At 72.0% G+C, this 18,367-nt stretch carries 12 protein-coding genes; 5 read left to right on the forward strand and 7 right to left on the reverse strand.

Annotated features, from left to right (window positions below):
* Positions 1 to 158: 158 nt before the first annotated feature.
* Entirely contained in the window at positions 159 to 6,287 is a 6,129-nt protein-coding gene (locus tag BJ979_RS02255; protein WP_179564778.1) for a beta strand repeat-containing protein, read from the reverse strand.
* Between the two features lie 351 nt (positions 6,288 to 6,638).
* Here BJ979_RS02255 and BJ979_RS02260 point away from each other — a divergent pair, with 351 nt between their 5' ends.
* The 3 genes from BJ979_RS02260 to BJ979_RS02270 all read left to right on the forward strand — a co-directional run bounded on the left by BJ979_RS02260 (position 6,639) and on the right by BJ979_RS02270 (position 8,928).
* Entirely contained in the window at positions 6,639 to 7,013 is a 375-nt protein-coding gene (locus BJ979_RS02260) for a glyoxalase superfamily protein (RefSeq protein ID WP_218853415.1), read from the forward strand.
* A gap of 101 nt (positions 7,014 to 7,114) precedes the next feature.
* Positions 7,115 to 8,161, forward strand: coding sequence for an ATP-binding cassette domain-containing protein (locus BJ979_RS02265; RefSeq protein WP_179564780.1), 1,047 nt, complete (start codon positions 7,115 to 7,117; stop codon positions 8,159 to 8,161).
* Positions 8,161 to 8,928 (forward strand): ABC transporter permease, encoded by a 768-nt coding sequence (locus BJ979_RS02270; protein WP_179569931.1) that lies wholly within the window; start codon positions 8,161 to 8,163, stop codon positions 8,926 to 8,928. Before BJ979_RS02265 ends, BJ979_RS02270 begins: the two co-directional genes overlap by 1 nt.
* A gap of 76 nt (positions 8,929 to 9,004) precedes the next feature.
* Here the strand turns inward: BJ979_RS02270 and BJ979_RS02275 are convergent, their stop codons facing one another.
* The 4 genes from BJ979_RS02275 to BJ979_RS02290 all read right to left on the reverse strand — a co-directional run bounded on the left by BJ979_RS02275 (position 9,005) and on the right by BJ979_RS02290 (position 14,634).
* Positions 9,005 to 9,727: a hypothetical protein gene (locus tag BJ979_RS02275; protein ID WP_179564782.1), complete on the reverse strand. Its 723-nt coding sequence runs from the start codon at positions 9,725 to 9,727 to the stop codon at positions 9,005 to 9,007.
* Positions 9,724 to 10,437, reverse strand: coding sequence for a hypothetical protein (locus tag BJ979_RS02280; protein WP_179564784.1), 714 nt, complete (start codon positions 10,435 to 10,437; stop codon positions 9,724 to 9,726). Before BJ979_RS02280 ends, BJ979_RS02275 begins: the two co-directional genes overlap by 4 nt.
* Positions 10,438 to 10,669: 232 nt before the next feature.
* A complete protein-coding gene (locus BJ979_RS02285) occupies positions 10,670 to 13,927 on the reverse strand; it encodes an AfsR/SARP family transcriptional regulator (RefSeq protein ID WP_179564786.1) in 3,258 nt (1,085 codons plus the stop codon).
* 83 nt (positions 13,928 to 14,010) lie between these two features.
* Positions 14,011 to 14,634, reverse strand: a complete 624-nt coding sequence (locus BJ979_RS02290) for an SGNH/GDSL hydrolase family protein (RefSeq protein ID WP_179564788.1) — start codon at positions 14,632 to 14,634, stop codon at positions 14,011 to 14,013.
* Between the two features lie 303 nt (positions 14,635 to 14,937).
* Between BJ979_RS02290 and BJ979_RS02295 the strand changes: the two genes are divergently transcribed.
* Both BJ979_RS02295 and BJ979_RS02300 read left to right on the forward strand, forming a co-directional pair.
* Complete coding sequence (locus BJ979_RS02295) at positions 14,938 to 15,639, forward strand: alpha/beta hydrolase (RefSeq protein WP_179564790.1); 702 nt, start codon at positions 14,938 to 14,940, stop codon at positions 15,637 to 15,639.
* Between the two features lie 433 nt (positions 15,640 to 16,072).
* A complete protein-coding gene (locus BJ979_RS02300; RefSeq protein ID WP_179564792.1) occupies positions 16,073 to 16,534 on the forward strand; it encodes a nitroreductase family deazaflavin-dependent oxidoreductase in 462 nt (153 codons plus the stop codon).
* Between the two features lie 146 nt (positions 16,535 to 16,680).
* Here BJ979_RS02300 and BJ979_RS02305 read toward each other — a convergent pair whose 3' ends face one another.
* Entirely contained in the window at positions 16,681 to 17,859 is a 1,179-nt protein-coding gene (locus tag BJ979_RS02305; RefSeq protein WP_179564794.1) for an acyl-CoA dehydrogenase family protein, read from the reverse strand.
* A gap of 50 nt (positions 17,860 to 17,909) precedes the next feature.
* A complete protein-coding gene (locus tag BJ979_RS02310; protein ID WP_179564796.1) occupies positions 17,910 to 18,275 on the reverse strand; it encodes a DoxX family protein in 366 nt (121 codons plus the stop codon).
* Positions 18,276 to 18,367: the final 92 nt, after the last annotated feature.

The raw sequence follows: 18,367 nt of genomic DNA on the forward strand, positions 1-18,367 counted from the left end.
GCCGACGAGACGCCGCGGCGGGCGACGGGTGAACGCGCGGTTGCGGTCGGATGACGGAGTGGTGGGGCCGCCCGGGGTTCACGGGGCAGGACGACGGAGGGGGTGCGACCGGGTCATCCGGCCGCACCCCCTCACGTCATCTCGACGTCACCTGTCGCTCAGGCGGTGAGCTTCCGGCGTCGCGCGACGAGCATCGCGCAGGCTCCGCTGAGCAGCAGGAGCAGGGCGAGCAGCCCGCCCACGACACCCTCGACACCGGTCGCGGCGAGCGCCGGGGGCACCGGGGCGTACTGCACGCTCAGGGTCGCCCGGGTCGTGTTCCCCTCGAGGTCGGTCACCTGGTAGGTGATCGGCGCGGGGGTCCCGGTGAAGCCGGCGGCGGGCGTGAAGGTGATCGCACCGGTGACCGGGTCGACCGACCAGATGCCCTCGCCGAGCACGCCGTAGCTGCGCACCAGCTCGCCGGTCTTCGGGTCGACGATGCGCACCGAGGTCGGGTCGAAGGCGCCGCCGTCGTTGCCGAGCACGTTGACAGTGACCGGCTGGCCCGGCTTGTTGCTCTTCGACACGTCGGCCGAGGCGACCGGCAGGTAGGTGACCGAGACGGATGCCGTGGCGGTGTCGCCGTCGACATCGGTGACCGTGTACTTCACCGCGGTCGGGTTGCCGGTGTAGCCGGCGAGCGGGGTGAAGGTCACGGCGCCCGTGACGGCGTCGACGGTCCAGGTGCCCTGGCCGGCGACCACGAGGGTCTTGCCGTCACCGGGGGCGCCGACCAGCACGACCGAGGCGGCGACGAACGCGCCCTTGTCGTTGGCGAGCACATCCACGGTGGAGGGCTGACCGAGCTTGCCGCCGTTCTTCACGTCGTCGACCGCGACCGGGGCGTAGTTCACGCTGACCGATCCGCTGATCACCGTGCTGTGGTTGCCCACGGCCTCGTAGGTGATCGACGTCGGGTCGGAGGCGAAGCCCTCGATCGGCTCGAAGGTGATCACGCCATCGGCGTCGACCGTCCAGGTGCCCTGGTCGGCGACCACGAGGGTCTTGCCGTCGCCGGGAGCGCCGACGATCGCGACCGAGGCCGGGTCGATCTGACCCTTGTCGTTGGCGAGCACATCCACCTTGGTCTTGAGACCCAGGCCGGGGGCGTCGACCGTGTCGGCGACCGCGACCGGCTTGTAGCTGACGGTGACCGTGGCGTCGGAGGTGAGGCCGCTCGTGTCGGTGACGCGGTAGGTCACGCTGCTCGGGTCGCCCTCGAAGCCGTCGACCGGGGTGAAGACGACCTGGCCGGCCGAGTTCACCGTCCACGTGCCCTGGTTCGGCACCTGCAGCGAGGTGACGAGCGCGTCCTCGGCGCCGATCAGCTTCACGTCGGGGGTCGAGCCGAAGCTGCCCGCGTCGTTCGCGACGACGTCGACCGTGACCGGCTTGCCGATCTCCTGGTCGGCCTTCGCGTCGTTCGCGGCCTGCGCCTGGAACGTCACCGTGACCGTGGTCGCCGGGATGCTCTGACCGGTGCCGTCGCCGGCGACGTAGCTGATCGGGGTCGGGTTGCCGACGTAGCCGTCGACCGGAGCGAAGGTGATCTTGCCGTCGGACAGGGAGACCGTCCAGGTGCCCTGGCCGTCGACCACGAGGGTCGTGACCGGGCTGCCCGGGTGGGCGGGGTCGACGATCTTGACCGTCGCCGGCTTCAGGTTCTTCGAGTCGTTGGCGAGCACATCCACCGTCACCGGCTTGCGCAGCTCGTTGGCGGGGCTGCTGTCGGCGACGGCCTTGACCTCGTAGGTCACCAGCACGGCCGCCGAGGCGGTCGAGCCGAAGCCGTCACCGGCCGTGTACGAGATCGCGGCCGGGTTGCCGGTGAAGCCGTCCTCGGGCTTGAACGAGATGACGCCGGTCGACTCCGCCACCGTCCAGGTGCCCTGGCCGGCGACCACGAGGGTACGGCCGTCGCCGGGAGCGGTGTCGATCTTCACCGTGCTCGGCAGCAGGTTCGCCGAGTCGTTGGCGAGCACGTCGAGCGACACGGTCTCGCCGGCGGTCTGGCCGCGCTTGTCGTCGGCCTTCGCCGCGACCGTGTAGCGCACCGCGACGGTCGCCGTCACGGTCTCGCCGCTCGCGGTCTTCGCCTGGTAGGTGATCGACGCCGGGTTGCCGGTGAAGCCGTCGACCGGCGTGAAGGTGATCTCGCCGGTCGCGGTGTTCACGGTCCACTCGCCGCCCGCGACGGTCAGCGCGTCGACCGCGTTCGTCGTGTTCGACGGGTCGGGCAGGATGCGCACCGAGCCGGGCAGCAGGTTCTGCGTGTCGTTGCCGAGCACGTCGACCGTGACCGCGTCGCCGGGCTTCTTGCCGGCGGCGACGTCGTTCTGCGCGGCCGGCTGATAGGTCACGGTGACCTTCGTCGCCGAGATGCTCTGGCCGGTGCCGTCGTCCGCCGTGTACTCGATCGGAGTCGGGTCGCCGGTGTAGTCGGTCTCGGGGAAGAAGACGATCCCGCCGTTGGTCGGATCGACCTGCCAGACGCCCTGGCCCGTGACCACGAGTCGCTCGGTCGGCGTCGACGCGTTCGCCGGGTCGATGATGCGCACGGAGTCGGGCTTGAGGTTCTTCGAGTCGTTGCCGAGCACCATGACGACAACGTCGCTGCCGCGCGGCTGGTCGAGCTTCTCGTCAGCGGCCGAGCTGACCACGTAGGTCACGGTGACCTTCGCGGTGTCGGTCGCGCCGTGGCCGTCGCCGACCACGTAGCTGATCGGGGTCGGGTTGCCGGTGTAGCCGTCCTCGGGCTTGAAGCTGATCGCACCGGTCCCGGATGCGACCGTCCAGACACCCTGGCCGGTCACGGCGAGACTCGTCGTGGTCGTGGCGCCGGTCGGATCGGCCGGGTCGATGATCTTCACCGAGGAGGGCACGACGTTCGCCGAGTCGTTGGCGACCACGTCGACCACGACGGTCGAGTTCTGCGCCTGGGCCGGCTTGCTGTCGTCAGCGGCGGTCACCGAGAAGCGCACCGTGACGGTGGCCGACTTGGTGTTCCCGTGGTCGTCGTTCGCCTGATAGGTGATCGTCGCCGGGTTCGCCGTGTTGCCGGGCTTCGGGCTGTAGACGATGTGACCGGTCGCGGTGTCGACCTTCCACTCGCCGTCCGCGACGGGCAGCGTCGTCACCAGGGCTCCGGAGTTCGCCGAGTCGACGATCTTGACCGAGCCGGGCGTCAGGTTCGCGGAGTCGTTCGACAGCACCGCGACATCCACCGGCTGCTTCGGCTCCGCGCCCTCGACGAGGTCGTTCGTCGCGTTCGGCACGTAGCCGACCGTCACCGAGGTGGCGGGGATGGACTGACCGGTGCCGTCGTTCGCCGTGTACTTGATCGCGGCGGGGTTGCCGGTGAAGCCGGTCTCCGGCTTGAACGAGATCTCGCCGGTGGTCGGGTCGACCGTCCAGACGCCGCCCGCGACGCTCAGCGACTTGCCGGCGCCCGTGGCCCCGACGATCGTCACGCTGGTCGGCACGAGGTTCTTCGAGTCGTTCGCGAGCACATCCACCTTCACGGTGCTGTTCTGCTCGTTGTTCAGGCTCTCATCGGCGGCCGACTTCACCTCGTAGGTGACGGTGGCCTTCGCGGTGGCGGTGGCGCCGTGGCCGTCGGTCACCGCGTAGGTGATCGGGCTCGGGTTGCCGGTGTAGCCGCTGTTCGGCGCGAAGGTGATCTCGCCGGTCGTCGCGCTGACGGTCCAGGTGCCCTGGTTCGCCACGGTCAGCGTGGTGACCGGGGTGCCGGGGTTCGCCGGATCGACGATCGTGACCTTGGTCTTGTCGATGTTCTGCGAGTCGTTCGCGAGCACATCCACGACCGCGTTCGTGTTCTGGGCGACGCCCGTCTTCGTGTCGTCCTTCGCGGCGACGACGTAGCGCACCGTGACGGTCGCGCTGACCTTGTTGCCGAGCGTGTCGAGCACCGAGTAGGTGATCGGGGCCGGGTCACCGGTGTAGCCGGCGGTCGGGGTGAAGGTGATCGCACCCGAGTCCGGGTTCACGGTCCACTGGCCGCCGGTCACATCGAGGGTGCGTCCGTCGCCGAGGGCGGTGTCGATCGTGACCTTCGTCTTGTCGACGTTCTGCGAGTCGTTCGCGACGACATCCACCGTGACGGCGGTCGTGAGCGCCTTGCCGTCGACGAGGTCGTTCTTGGCGGATGCGGTGTAGCCGATGGTCACGGTGGCGGGCTGGGTCGTCGTGCCAGCCGCGTTCGCGGCGGTGTACTTCACGGGCGTCGGGTTGCCGGTGTAGTCAGCCGTGATCGGCGTGAAGACGACCTTGCCGGCCGAGACCGACCAGGTGCCCTGGTTCGCCACGACGATCGTGCCGTTCGCGTCGGCGCCGACCAGCTTGACGCTGGCGGCGGTGAGGTTGGTGGAGTCGTTCGCGAGCACGTCCACGCTCACGGCCTGGCCGGGGGTCTTGCCGGTGACGGTGTCATCGGCCGCGGCGACGTCGTAGCCGACCGTCACCGTCGCGGGCGACGACTTCTGGCCGCTCTTGTCGGTGACCGTGTAGCTCACCGGCGCCGGGTCGCCCGAGTAGTCGGGGCTCTCCGGGGTGAAGGTGATCTGGTTGTCCGCGACCGTCCACGTGCCGCCGGCGACGGTGAGGGTGGTGACCTCGGTGCCGTTCGGGCCGACGAGCTTGACCGCATCCGGGCCGAAGTCGCCCTTGTCGTTCGTCAGCGGGCTGACCGTCGCGGGCTTCCCCTTCTGCGCCGGGGTGACGAGGTTGTCAGCGGTGGCGACCGGGGTCACGGTGATGCGCACCGTCGCGGTGGCGGAGGCGCCCGTCGCGTCCTTCACCGTGTAGGTGAACGAGGTCGAGCCCGAGAAGCCGGTCGGCGGGGTGTAGACGTACGAGCCGTCGGAGGCGACGGTCACGCTGCCCTGGCCCGGGGCCGGCTGCGAGTACTCGGTCACGCGCACGCCCGGGGCGTCGTTCTTGAGCAGACCATCCGCGGCTGCGACCGTGAGCTTCGTCTCGGCGGGGGTGGTGCCGGTGTCGTCCTTCGCGGCGGCCTTCGGCGCGACCGTGTACTTGACGGTCATGTCGGTGCCGTCGCCGTTCGCGGCGCCCGCGGGGTAGGTGTAGGTCGCGGTCGGTCCGGAACCGGAGGAGATGACGGTGCCGTCGGCCTTCGTGGCGCTCCAGATGACGTTGTAGTCGTTGAGGTTCGTGGTGCCGTTGCCGGCGCTGAGGGTCGAGGTGTAGACCCCGTCCTTCACGGCGAGAGCCGGCCCGGCGGTGACGGAGGTCGCGCCGGTGGTCGGGCTCGCCGGCGACGTCGCGGTGCTCTGGGAGACCGGCGCGTTCGACACGTCGGGGGTGGTCAGCGTCAGCGTGAACTGGTCGCCGTCCTTGGCGCGAGTGCCGATGGTGGCGGTCGCCTGCGTCGTGTTGGCGTAGTTGCACGAGGCGAAGTCGAGAGGCGAGTAGTCGGTCGTGCCGTTCTTCATCGTGATCGTCGAGCCGACCTGCTGGCCCGTCGAGGGGTTGATCTTGTAGATGGCCGCGCCGCTCGACACGAACAGGTAGCCGTCGGCTGAGAACGCGATGCCGGGGCTGTTGACGGTCGTCGGCAGCGTCGCCACCAGCGCGCTGGAGATCGAGGCCGTTCCCGCCGTGGTCGGAACGGTGTCGATGCGGCGGACGAAGTTCTTGTCGGCGATGAAGAGCACACCCGTCGAGCTGAACGCGAAGTCGCCGTTTCCGGCGGCGAGACCGGTCATGGTCCCGACCTGCCCGATGAGCGCGGCGGTTCCGGTCTTGCTCGGGTCGTAGGCGGAGATCTTGGCGTCGGCCGTCGAGCCCTGGGCGTAGTAGTAGAGCCCGTTGACCGGGTTGATGGCGCCGCGCGCCGGGCCGTAGTTATCGGAGGCCGCGCGGGCGATCGTCACCGACGAGTCGGAGCTGCGCGTGTAGCGGATGATGCTGCCCGAACCTGACGACCCGAATGCCTCAGCGCCGCCCTTGGTGATGCCGAGGGCGTTCCCTGCGTTGCTCATCGTGTTCACAGCGGTCGCCGCGCCCGACGTGACGTCGATCGCGTAGAGACCGGCGGGCGAGCCGCCGTTGGCGTAGATGGTGTTCTGATCGCACTTGAGCGGGTCCGCCGCGGCAGCGGGCGAGGCCGCGCCGACGACGACGAGCGCGCTCGCGGCGAGAGCGGTGGTCACCAGAGCGACGGTCGCGGTGCGCAGGGGGCGGAAGAGCTTCCGGGCAGACGGCATGGCAGCAGAGTCCTCAGACGTGTTCGGGTCAGTCAGACGCGGACCCGCTGTCGAGGCAGGTTCCCGAACGCTGGCGGCTCTCGATTCGAGACGAGACCCGGCGGCACAGGGCGTCGGGGAGCCGTTCGGAGTGCGGTCCCCCACCGCGCGTCTCGAGCCTATGGGCGCACGACATCGGTTTCGAGCACCTTTCACCCCGTGACGTGTCCCCAGTTCTCGGGGGTACGGGTACTGTCCTCCGTTCGGCGGACCCGACAATCGAGGTACGGTCGCCCGTTCGCCGGTGTGAGTCTCCGCCCGCCGGATGTCGGCGGTCGCGCGTAGCGTGCGCAGCACGACGAGGAGGTCGCCATGGTGGAGTACCGCATCGAACTGATCCAGGTCCCGGTCGCCGATCTGAACCGCTCCCGCGAGTTCTACGGCACGACACTCGGCTGGAGCGTCGACTGGGATGTCGAAGTGGATGAGAAGACCCACTTCATCCAGGTCACTCCGCCCGGCTCGGCGGCGTCGATCGCCTTCGGCCGCGGCGTGAGCGAGATGCAGCCCGGCTCCCTGCACGCGCTGCAGGTCGTCGTCGACTCGGCCGACCAGGCGCTCGCCGATCTGACCGCGCGCGGCGTCGAAGCTCGCGGTGTGGAGGATCTCGGCTGGGGCCGCTTCGTCTTCTTCAGCGACCCCGACGGCAACTCGTGGGCCGTGCAGGAGCTGCCGAAGCACGACTGACGGCCGCCGGCGCAGCGCCGTCAGGTCTCGGGAGCGGGACCTGACAGGCGCTGACAGCGCGTGACAGCGGGGTGACAGCGCCCCCGGAGCACGCTGTCGCCATGACCAAGGCAATCGAGGCTCACGGCCTCACCAAGCGCTTCGGAACGACGCAGGCCCTCGCCGGCATCGACCTCGAGGTCGACGAGGGGCGCGTGCTCGGCGTGCTCGGACCGAACGGCGCCGGCAAGACCACCGCCGTCCGCATCCTCGCCACCCTGCTGCGCCCCGACGAGGGCACCGCCCGCGTCGCCGGCCACGACGTCGTGCGCGAGCCCAAGGAGGTGCGCCGCGCGATCGGCCTCACCGGCCAGTACGCCAGCGTGGATGAAGACCTCACCGGCCTGCAGAACCTCGTGATGATCGGCCGGCTGCTCGGCCTCGACCGCCGCGCCGCGCGCGCCCGCGCCGACGAGCTGCTGACCGAGTTCGACCTGACCGAGGCCGGCGGCCGCACCTCGAAGACCTACTCGGGCGGGATGCGGCGACGCCTCGACCTCGCCGCCTCCCTCATCGGCCGGCCCAGCGTCGTCTACCTCGACGAGCCCACCACCGGACTCGACCCCGCCAAGCGCGACGACGTGTGGGACATGGTGCGCGTGCTCGTGAAGCAGGGCACCACGGTGCTGCTCACGACGCAGTACCTGGAGGAGGCCGACGCCCTCGCCGAGGAGATCACCGTGATCGACCACGGCCGCGTCATCGCCCACGACACCCCGCAGGGCCTCAAGCGCCAGGTCGGCGGGCAGACGCTCGAGGTGCGCGTCGCGCATCCGGCCGACCTCGCCGCCGCGCAGCAGGTGCTCGCCCGCGTCGGCACCCGCGAGCCCGAGATGATCGGCGGCGACCTCGTGTCGGTTCCGGTCAGCGGGGATGCGGTGCTGCCTGCGACCGTGCAGGCGCTCGCCGCCGAGGGGGTGCCGGTCGTCGAGTTCTCGCTGCGGCTGCCGAGCCTCGACGAGGTCTTCTACTCGCTCACCGGCCAGCGGGGGCAGGGCGGCTCGGCCGGCTCGGCAGGCTCGACCGGCCCCGCATCCACCAGCTCGCTCGAGTCGGCGGGCGACGCCGGCGACATCTCGACCACCACGAACGAAGGGGAGGCCGCGTGATGCGCGACTCGCTCATCCTGGCGCAGCGCTCGGTCACGAAGATGTTCCGCAAGCCGGAGCAGTTCCTCGACGTGACGCTGCAGCCGATCATCATGACGGTGCTGTTCGTGTTCGTCTTCGGCGGCGCGATCGCCGGCAACACCAGCAACTACCTGCCGTTCGTGCTGCCCGGCATCATCGTGCAGACGGTCATGTTCACCTCGCTCACGATCGGCGTGAACCTCAACACCGACATCGAGAAGGGCGTCTTCGACCGCTTCCGCTCGCTGCCGATCGCCCGCTCCGCTCCCCTGTTCGGGGCCGTGCTCGGCGACATCGTGCGGCACGCGATCGCCGTCGGCGTGACGCTGCTGTTCGGCGTGCTGATCGGCTTCCGCTTCCACACCGATCCGCTGTCGGCGGCGGGCGGCATCCTGCTGATGGTGCTCTTCGCGGTCTGCCTGTGCTGGGTGTCGGTGTTCATCGGCATGCTCGCCCGGTCGTCGGGCGCGGTGCAGGGCCTCTCATTCCTCATCACCTTCCCGCTGACCTTCGGCTCGTCGACCTTCGTGCCGGCCTCCACCCTGCCGAGCTGGCTGCAGGGGTGGGTCGCGGTCAACCCCGTCACCCACGTGATCGAGGCGATGCGCGGGCTGCTCTCGGGCACGCAGTACATGGCCCCTGGCTCGTCGCTCGGAACCGAGCTGCTCTGGGTGCTCGGCTGGTGCGTCGCCCTGGTCGCGGTGTTCTTCCCGCTCGCGATGTGGGCCTACCGCCGGAAGGTGTGACGCCGGATCTCGTGAGGGGTCGCGAATCGCGTCAGGAGTCGCCGTTTCGGCTGCCCCTGACGCGTCTTGCGACCCCTCACCGTCGAGTCGACGTCGTCCACTCCCGAGCTCGCCGGCGAATCGTCAGAAGCACTTCGATCAGGCCCCAGACCGTGAGTATCGCCACAGCCCCGCCGCCCAGCGTCCACCAGATGCCCTCGGGCACTTCGGCTCCGACCGACCCTCGCTCCGGCCCACCGTCGGACCAGACCCGGATGAAGACGTAGGCGATCACGGCGATCCAGATCAGCGCCAAGACGACCAGCAGCTTCGCATTGAAGACCACCCGAGTTCTGAGCGGGAGTTCCGCCGGTCCCGACGTACTATCTGCCGAGGCCGCCCAGAGGTCATCGGCGTCGACCGGGATGGACGCTTCGTCCACGAAGAAGAGGTAGTGCCGATCCTTGACGCGCACTGCCGACTGTCCTGCGGATCCATCCCACGGCTGCACCGCGAGGGCCCGGGCCAGTTCGAGGATCAGTTCGACGGATGCGTCGGCGACGCTCTCCGAGAGCTCGATGCCCTGACCGTTCCGCCCCGCGCCGCGCGCCTCGAGGTAGATCTCATCACCGCCGAGCCAGAGCCTGATCGACCGGATCCTCGACACCTCGATCTGCACCAGTGGCACCTCGGTCAGTCCCCAGCCGTCAGCGACATCCTCACTGTGGCTCCACCCGAGTTCACTCGCCAGCGCGCGCATTCCTTCCCGCAGCTGGCGCAGATCGCTGTCGGAACGGTGGCGCGGTACGCGGCCGGTCACGCGCCGCGCGCCGCAACCTTGTCGATGCGCGCGAGGGCGCGCTTCGCTCGGCGGCGCTCCTCCCAGTCCCCCTCGCGGACGTCACGCTCGAACTCGGGCCGCGCCTCCTCGGCGCGCAGCTTTGCGAGCGCATCGAGCGCGATCCAGCGGAACTCCGCGGTCGCGCAGGCGGCGACGAGGACGTCGATCGCCTCCGCTCGGTGGCTCTTCATACGGCCCAGGGCCCCGTAGAGGAAGTAGGCGTCGATGCCGGTGTCGGGAGCCTGGATGAGCTCGAGAAGGCGGGCGAAGCGCGAGTCGGGCGCGAGGCGATAGAGCGAAGATCCGACGCTCTCACGGGTCAGCGCGGCCCCGCTTCGCTTCACGGTCGGGCCCAACCGATCCCACGCTTCGACGAGCAGGTCGAAGATCTCCGGGGCGCGCCGCGGTGGTGCCCATTGAAGAAGCAACACGATCGCACCAGCGACCTCGTCCTGCTCGTCGACGGCGCGGAGAAGCCACGGTGCCACCACATCGATCGAGCGGATCGCGAGCAGGCGAGTGTTGCCGATGTTCTGGAGGAGCGGGTCCCGGTCACCGCGGATCGGGTCGACGATGCCGACCGCTGCGAGCTCGGCGAGGATCTGCTTCTCCATCTCGGATCGCGCGTCGGCGGTCAACGCCTGCACCCATTTCAGGTGGGCGATCGTCTCGTCGTTCAGCTCGTCCATCGGGTCCTCTCGCAACCCGCCACGCGAGTCGGTCGAGCGACGCTACCCCGCGCATCCGCCCGAGGCGAGTCCCCGGAACGGGCCACGACGCAGCCAGGCCATCGAGTGGCCAGAAATGCGGGTCGGATGCGGCGGGTCGTGTGCATCTCTGGCCACTCGATCGCGAGCGGGACCTCGAGCGGTGCGAGGGCGACCGGCGAGGTGGGTACGGGCACGGCCGGGCCGGGTCGGGTCAGGGGGCGAGCAATTCGGGGAGGCACGTGAGCTCGCGGGCGGCAGCAGCGCGCAGCGCGGCCGGATCGACGGCGGCGGCCGACGCCGCGGCGGGGTCGGCGGGATCCGCGAGCGCACCGGCGGGCGGCTCGAGGCCACGCTCGCGGAGGGCCGCGCGCACCTCGCGCACCCAGGGGTCGAGCTCGTCGGGGATGCCGCGCGCCGCATCCGCCGCCAGCAGCAGGCGGGACGCGAGCTCCGCGTCGCCGCGGGCCAGACAGACCCGGGCGACCGCGACGGCGGTCTGGGCGATCACGGGCAGGTCGCGGCTGTCGAGCGCCGAGCGCAGCGCAGCGCGTGCGTGGTCATCGGCCGCGGCGACATCGCCCTGCAGCAGCGTGAGGTGCGTGCGGGCGACCGACTTCGCCGCGGCCAGCTGCGCGAACGGGGCCAGGGTCTCGTCGCTCTCGTCGTCGAGGTGGGCGGCGAAGGCGGCGGCCGCGACCGCATCCCCCTGCTGCGCCGCGGCGATCGTCGCCGACGCCGCAGCCTGCGTGATCGCGCGCCGCACCCCGCCGGCGAGCGTCTCGTCGAGCACCTGCTCGGCGCGGACCCGGGCCTCATCGAGTCGGCCCTGACGAGCGAGGATGCGCACGGCCAGATCCTGCTGCTGCGCCAGGTCGGCCTCCGAGGTGATGCGGCGCAGGTTCTCGGTCGACGCATCCGTCACCTCGAGCGCCTCGTCGAGACGCCCGACCAGCGCGAGCCACTCGGCGCGCATCTGCTGCGCCACCGCGATCGACCACAGGTCGCCGATCTCGCTGAGCATGCCGAGCGCCCGCTCGGTCACGCGGCCGAGCTGGTCGACGTCGCCGCGGTTGTGCGCGAGCGAGGCGTCGACGACGAGCAGCAGCGCGGTCGGCCAGGGGTCGAGTCCGAGCTCGTCGCCGTCGATGCCGCGCAGCTCGGTGCGCCACTCCGACCCGGGCTCGATGCGACTGAGCATGAGGATGAACGACGCGACCACCTGCACGACCGGCGACTGACCGGCGTGCGGGCGCAGCTCGGCCGCCGGGCCCAGCGCACCGAGCAGCGCGGCGATCACATCCGGCTCCTCCGTCGGGCCGAGCTTCAGGAACACCTCGATCACCCGCCCGGCCGCGGCGACGATCGTCGCGAGCTCGCCCTCGACCCGGGCGGCGAGCGGGGCGACGGAGGTCATCCACTCGGCCGCCTCGGCGTTGCGGTCGCGCATCATCCAGTACCAGCTGCAGGCGCCGAGCAGCTCGACCGCCGCCTCGGCCTGCTCGGTCGCGACGAGATGCCGCAGCGCGCCGATCAGGTTGTCGTGCTCGGCGTCGAACCACGCGATGGTCTCGAGGATGCGCGGACCCCGCAGCAGGGAATCGTGGGCCGCCGCCGCATCGAGCGCGAACGCGGCCTGAGCGTCCCGCGCCGCACGCTCGCGGCCCTCGTCGACGAGATGCGCGAGACCGTATTCGCGGATCGTCTCGAGCGTGCGGAACCGCCCGCGGGCCCGCTGCACGAGCGACTTGTCGACGAGGGCGTCGAAGACGGCGGGGGCGGGGAGGGCGAGGGCGTCGGATGCCGCGGACGCGGAGTCGGTCGCCGACCCGCTCACCGCGGCCCGCGCATCCACCACCGCGAGTCCCGCCGGGAACACCGCGAGCAGCGTCAGCGCGCGACGCTCGTCGTCGTCGAGCAGGCTCCAGCTCCAGTCGATCGCGGCGCGGAGCGTCTGGTGGCGCGGCAGGGCGCCGCGTCCGGGGCCGGAGAGCAGCGCGAACCGGTCTTCGAGACCGGCGAGCACCTCGTCGACGGTCATCGTGCGCAGCTTCGCGGCCGCGAGCTCGAGGGCGAGCGGCAGCCCGTCGAGGTGCAGGCAGACGCGCGCGGCGACGGCGAGTTCGGCCGGGTCGAGCTCGGCCCCGCGCGCGGCCCGGGCGCGCTGCCGGAAGAGGTCGATCGCCGGGAACTCACGCAGCCGACCCGGGTCGCTCGCGAGCTCGCCGGCGAGGCGGGCCGCATCGGGATGCGCGAGCGGCCCCAGCGTCACGAACGCCTCCCCCGGAGCGCCGAGCGGCTCACGGCTGGTGACGAGGATGCGCAGCTCGGGCAGCGCCGACAGCAGCGTGATCGCGGCCTCGGCCGCCACATCCAGCAGGTGCTCGGTGTTGTCGAGCACGAGTAGCGTCGGACGCCCGGTGAGCGCCTGGCGCACGCGGTCGCGGGTCGGCGTCGTGTCGGGCTGGTTCTCGGCGCTGCGCAGATCGCGGCCGGTCGCGGCGAGGATCGCGGGCCAGATGTCGGGGGCCGACACCGGGGCGAGCTCGACGACCAGCGCGGTCGGACCGGGGCCGGATGCGGATGCCGCGGCCGATGCCGATGCCGATCCCGCGGTGTGCGCCCGTGCCGCCTCGATCGCGAGCCGGGTCTTGCCCGCGCCGCCCGGACCGACGATCGTCACCAGCCGATTCGCCGCGAGCTGCGCGGCGACGGAGACGAGCTCGGCGTCGCGCCCGATCAGCGGGGTGAGCGGGGTCGGGATGAGCGGGAGGGGTGCGGCAGCCGGGGTCGCGGCGGCCCGGGGCGCGGCGGCCCGGGGCGCGGCAGGCGCGGCAGAGGCGGGCGCGGCGTCGGGCACGGACGCGTCGGAGACCGGGGCGCGTCCAGCACTGCGCGCCGGCACCCGTTCTGGAACGTCTCCGTGCACGCCGGCGCCGGACGAAGCGGGCGGGACCGGCGCGAGCGCCGCATCCACCCCGGCCGGGATCGCTCCCGGCATCCGCCCGCCGAGCTCGAGCGCGGTGGTGCGATCGGCGAGCAGATCGCGCGCGAACCAGTCGAAGTCGGGCGTCGGCAGCCACGGCTCGCCCCGCCAGAGCGCGAGAGCCGCGGATGCGAGCCGCACGGTGTCGGCGGGATCGGGCGCAGCGACCGCGGCGGCGACCAGATCCTGGAAGACGAGGGCGTCGACATCCGCCCGGGCGAGCGCGAGCCGGTACCCGCCGGTCGTCGACTCGATGGATGCGGCGGGCAGCTGCGTGCGCAGCCGCGACACGATCGACTGCAGGGCGCCGCGCGGATTCTCGGGGGTGTCGATCGGCCAGAGGTCCTCGGCGAGCGCGCGGTAGCTGACGGCCGTGCCGGCATCCGCGGCCAGCCGGAACAGCAGCGCGAGCTGCATCGACCCCGACACGGTCACCGCGGCGCCGGCGTGCTCGATGCGCAGCCCGCCGAGCACCGCGATCTTCACGCGTGAAGCCTATTCACGCTCGCATGCGCGGAGGCGGTGCGCCGCCGAGCGTGGTGCCGGGTCCGCCGTCGAGTGCCGCCCCGTCAGTCGGCGGCGCGCGGCCCCATGCCGACCGCGGCGAGCCACGCCTCGGCGATCAGCTCGGCGCCGAGGGCGGTCGGGTGCACGCCGTCCGCCGCGATCGCCTCCGGACCGTGCACGCGCGCGGCAACGCCGAGCACCGCCTGCAGCGGCACGAAAACCGCGTCGAACTCGCCGGCGAGCCGGTCGACGGCGTCGCGCTTGCCGTCGAGGTCGGGCATCCACTCCTCCTGCTCGGGCGTGACCGGCACGAGGAACGGCTCGACGAGCACCAGCGCGGGATGCCCGTGGGCGATCGAGTCGCGCAGCAGGCCCGCGTAGACCGACTCGAACTCGCCGGCGGAGGTCTCGAGCCCGCTGTCGAAGCGCCGCCAGGTGTCGTTGACGCCGACGTAGACCGTGAGCAGCTCGGGGTCGGGCTCGATCGCGTCGGACTGCCAGCGATGCGCGAGGTCGATCACGCGGTCTCCGCTCACGCCGCGGTTGAGCACCGGCCGGTCGTCTCCGCGCTCGCGCAGCACCTCGTGCACGCGTCGCACCCATCCGTCGCCGAGCCCTTCAGGCTCGTCTCGGCGGCCCGCGTCGGTGATGCTGTCGCCGATGAACAGGACGGGCCGGGGGCTCATGCGCTCACCTTCCCACGCGCGTGGCGCCGCCGGGCAGGTTTCGGAGAGATGTTCACCCCCTGACGCCCCGGCCCGGGCGATCGCGAGCAGCCCAGCCGCGAGCAGGCCGCCGCGCGTCGGCCTGCGCCTGCCGCCGCGCGCGGTCTCGCCACCCACGTCGACGGCCGGTCTGCGCGATCCACGCGCCGCCCCGCACCCCGCCGCACCGCGCCGCGCCGGCACCGCGCCGCACGCGCCGCGCCGCGCCGCGCCGGCAGCACGCTGACCCAGCTCGCACCACGACCGCAGCGCCAGACTGGGTCGATGGCCGCGACCTCGACTCCCTCGACCCACGTCATCGTGCTGCCCGGCGGCGGCTACGCGCACCACGCCCCGCACGAAGGGCAGCCGGTCGTCGACTGGCTGGCGGGCATCGGCATGCCGGCGTCGGTGTTCCTGTACCCGGTGTCGACGCGGCATCCGGGCGTGCTGGATGCGGTGCGCGCCGAGATCCGCCGCGTGCGCGAGTCGAAGGTCGAGCGGGTCGGTGTGCTCGGCTTCTCGGCCGGCGGGCACGCCGCAGGGCACGCGGCCTACGCGCCGCTCGACGGTCCGGGCGCCGGTTCCGACCCGTCGCCGCTGGGGAGGCCCGACTTCGCGATCCTCAGCTACCCGGTCGTGTCGATGGTCACGAAGACGCACGGCGGCTCGCGCCGCGAGCTGCTCGGGCCGGATGCCTCGGACGAGCTGCGCGCATCCACCTCGCTCGAGAAGCTGGTGACGCCGGGCGCCCCACCCGCGTTCGTCTGGCACACGGCCGAGGATGCGGTGGTTCCGGTCGGGCACTCGTACCGCCTGGGTCGGGCGCTCGCCGCCGCCGGGGTGCCGCACGCGCTGCACGTCTACCCGCACGGACCGCACGGCATCGGACTCGGCACCGGCGAGCGCTTCGCCGGCGACGCGGTGCACTGGACGGAGGCGTGCGAGCGCTGGCTGCGCGAAGAGGGGTGGATGCCGGGGAGCTGACGCGGGCCCGTCGGCGCGGGTCCGCCGCGGATTCTGGTGAGTGGCCCCGGTCCGCCGCGGATACTGGCGAGCGACCGGCGTCGGTCGCGGATACTGGCGAGCGGCGTCAGCGACCGCGCCTGCGGCGTCGGACCCCTGCCGGAGCAGTATCCGCGTCCTGTCAGAGCAGTATTCGCGTCCCGTGCGAGCACGGTTGGCGCCCGCCCGCTAGGCCCCGTCTCGCCAGAGCAGTATCCCCGTCTCGCCAGAGCAGTATCCCCGTCTCGCCAAGGCAGTATCCGCGCCTCCCCGATCAGTATCGGCGCCCCGCTAGAGCGGCAGCGGCGAGCTCGACCCCGGCGCGCTGCGCCCGGGCTCGAGACCGCACCGTCGGCCGTCGCGCGCAGGATTCCGCGCCCAGCGGCCCGCGCGGCCGGAGTGCCAGAGTGGGCCCGTGAGCTTCAACGACGGCATCATCGACGAGTTCCGCGCGAACGGCGGTCACGTCTCCACCTACGGCTTCGGCGACGGACTCGTGCTGCTGCACACCGTCGGCGCGCGCTCGGGCGAGGCCCGCGTGCATCCGGTCGCGGCGTTCCCGGCCGACTCCTTCGACGCGACCGCGGGCGGTGTCGACGACTCGGCCGCCGACGCCGGCTGGCTGGTCGTCGCGTCCGCAGCGGGGGCCGACGCGCATCCCGCCTGGTTCCACAACCTCACCGCGAACCCCGACGTGCGCGTCGAGTTCGGCCGCGACGGCGCGGTGCAGACGGTGGATGCGCGGGCGACGGTTCTCGACAGCGCGGAGCGGGATGCGGCCTACGCCGAGATCGTGCGGCGCTCGCCCGGCTTCGGCGAATACGAGAAGAAGACCGACCGGGCCATCCCGGTCGCGCGCGTCACGCCGGTCGGCTGAGCCCCCGGACCGATCACCTCATCGTCACGACGACGGGTGCCGCACCAGGGCAGCAGCGGGAGCGCGGGCGGCGCGGATCCGGTGCCACTGCCGCACCACTGCGCCGCGACTCCGCGACGCCGCGCGCGCCGCACGCACCGACCCGCCTACGGTTCCAGCGGTCCGAGCAGGTTCGCGGCGACCGTCTGGCGCACCGACTCGGGGTCGCTCGGGTGGTAGATGCCGGCGAGCACGTCGCGCTGCAGTCGCGCGAGCTCGCCACCCGCCGCGTAGCCGGAACCGCCCGCGACGCGTAGCGCGTGATCGACGACGACCCGCGCCGTCTCGGTCGCGCGGTGCTTCGCCCCGGTCAGCCGGCGGAACCACTGCGCCCCGTGATCGACGAGCCCGTCGACGTCGGCCGCGAGCGTCTCGAGGTCAGGGCGCAACGCGTCGAGGGCGAGCGCTGCATCCGCCAGCCGCCAGCGCAGGTCGGGATCCTGCGAGAGCGCGAGCCCGGTGCGGCGGCTCGTGCGGCGCTGCACCGCCTCGACGCCGAGCTCGAGCGCGCGGTCGGCGATCCCGGCGTAGACCGAGCCGATCGACAGCAGGAAGCTCGCGAACACGGCGAAGACGAAGGGGTCGGGATTCGGCCCGACCGGCAGGATGCGCGACACCCGCTCCGGCGGAACGACGGCGCCCTCGAGCACGGTCGTGCGGCTCTGCGTGGCGCGCATGCCGAGGGTGTCCCAGTCGTCGAGGTGCCGCCAGCCGGGGGTGTCGCGAGTGAGGAAGCCGTGCACGAGGCGCGGACCCGTTCCGCCGTCGGGCCAGTCGCCGCCCGGCGCCTCCTCCGCCCGGCCGAAGACGCCGAGCCGGGTCCACGCGGGCGCGAGCGAGGTGAAGACCTTGGTGCCGGTGAACGCCCATCCGCCCTCGCCCGCCGACGTGACCGAGCCCACCACCGGCTCCGCCCGCGTCGCCGAGTCCCACAGCACGAGGTCGTTGCCGGGCTCGCTGATCGCGAAGGCGAACAGCTCGCCGGCCTCGGCCTCCGCCAGCACCCAGTCGAGGCTGCGATCTCCGCGGGCGGCGAGGATGCGGGCGACGCCCGTCCACACCAGGTGCATGTTGATCGCGAGGGCGGTCGCCGGGGCGTGCGCGCCGAGCCGACGCTGGTCGCGGATCGTCGCGAGCAGCGAGCGCGGACGCAGGTAGCCCGCCTCGCGCAGCTCGTCGAGGTCCTCGGCGAAGAAGGCGTTGTCGCGGTCGTAGCCGGCGGCGCGCGAGCGGATGCGCTGCAGCAGCTCGTCGGTCAGAACGGAGGTCTCGGCATCCCGCGTCATACCCTCACGCTAGTTCGCGCGACGCCCGCCGGGCAGGAGACGGCGCGGCGTCAGTACCCGAGAAAGCGCAGCACCGCGATGACCGCGGCGAGCAGCAGCATGACGACGTTCACCGGCAGGGCCTGGAACTCGCGGCGCTGGATGTGGAAGGTCATGGCGGCGATCTGCACCGCGACGAGCCCGAGGGCGGCGATCGGGGTGAGGATCTGCGCCATGCCGAGCAGCACCGGCAGGATCAGGCCGAGCGCGCCGAGCAGTTCGAGCGCGCCGATGATGCGGGTGCTGGCCATGCCGACCTGCTTCGCCCACGGGAAGGCGGCGTAGATGCGCGCGTCGGGTCCGAAGGTCTTGAAGCCGCCGGCGGCGAGGTAGGCCAGGCACAGGAGTCCGGAGATCACCCAGACGAAGATCGACATGTGTTGCGCATCCCTCTCGGATAGAAGCCCGAGCAACCCTATCGGGCGTGCGCGTCGCCGGAGTTCGGGGGTGTCGCACGCGGTCGGATGTG

It is taken from the genome of Schumannella luteola (assembly GCF_013408685.1).
GTDB classification, from domain to species: domain Bacteria; phylum Actinomycetota; class Actinomycetes; order Actinomycetales; family Microbacteriaceae; genus Schumannella; species Schumannella luteola.

Bases quoted from the DNA above. Each gene is read 5' to 3' on its own strand.
- BJ979_RS02255 (WP_179564778.1), bottom strand. From the start codon at position 6,287: ATGCCGTCTGCCCGGAAGCTCTTCCGCCCCCTGCGCACCGCGACCGTC.
- BJ979_RS02260 (WP_218853415.1), top strand. From the start codon at position 6,639: ATGGTGGAGTACCGCATCGAACTGATCCAGGTCCCGGTCGCCGATCTG.
- BJ979_RS02265 (WP_179564780.1), top strand. From the start codon at position 7,115: ATGACCAAGGCAATCGAGGCTCACGGCCTCACCAAGCGCTTCGGAACG.
- BJ979_RS02270 (WP_179569931.1), top strand. From the start codon at position 8,161: ATGCGCGACTCGCTCATCCTGGCGCAGCGCTCGGTCACGAAGATGTTC.
- BJ979_RS02280 (WP_179564784.1), bottom strand. From the start codon at position 10,437: ATGGACGAGCTGAACGACGAGACGATCGCCCACCTGAAATGGGTGCAG.
- BJ979_RS02290 (WP_179564788.1), bottom strand. From the start codon at position 14,634: ATGAGCCCCCGGCCCGTCCTGTTCATCGGCGACAGCATCACCGACGCG.
- BJ979_RS02295 (WP_179564790.1), top strand. From the start codon at position 14,938: ATGGCCGCGACCTCGACTCCCTCGACCCACGTCATCGTGCTGCCCGGC.
- BJ979_RS02305 (WP_179564794.1), bottom strand. From the start codon at position 17,859: ATGACGCGGGATGCCGAGACCTCCGTTCTGACCGACGAGCTGCTGCAG.
- BJ979_RS02310 (WP_179564796.1), bottom strand. From the start codon at position 18,275: ATGTCGATCTTCGTCTGGGTGATCTCCGGACTCCTGTGCCTGGCCTAC.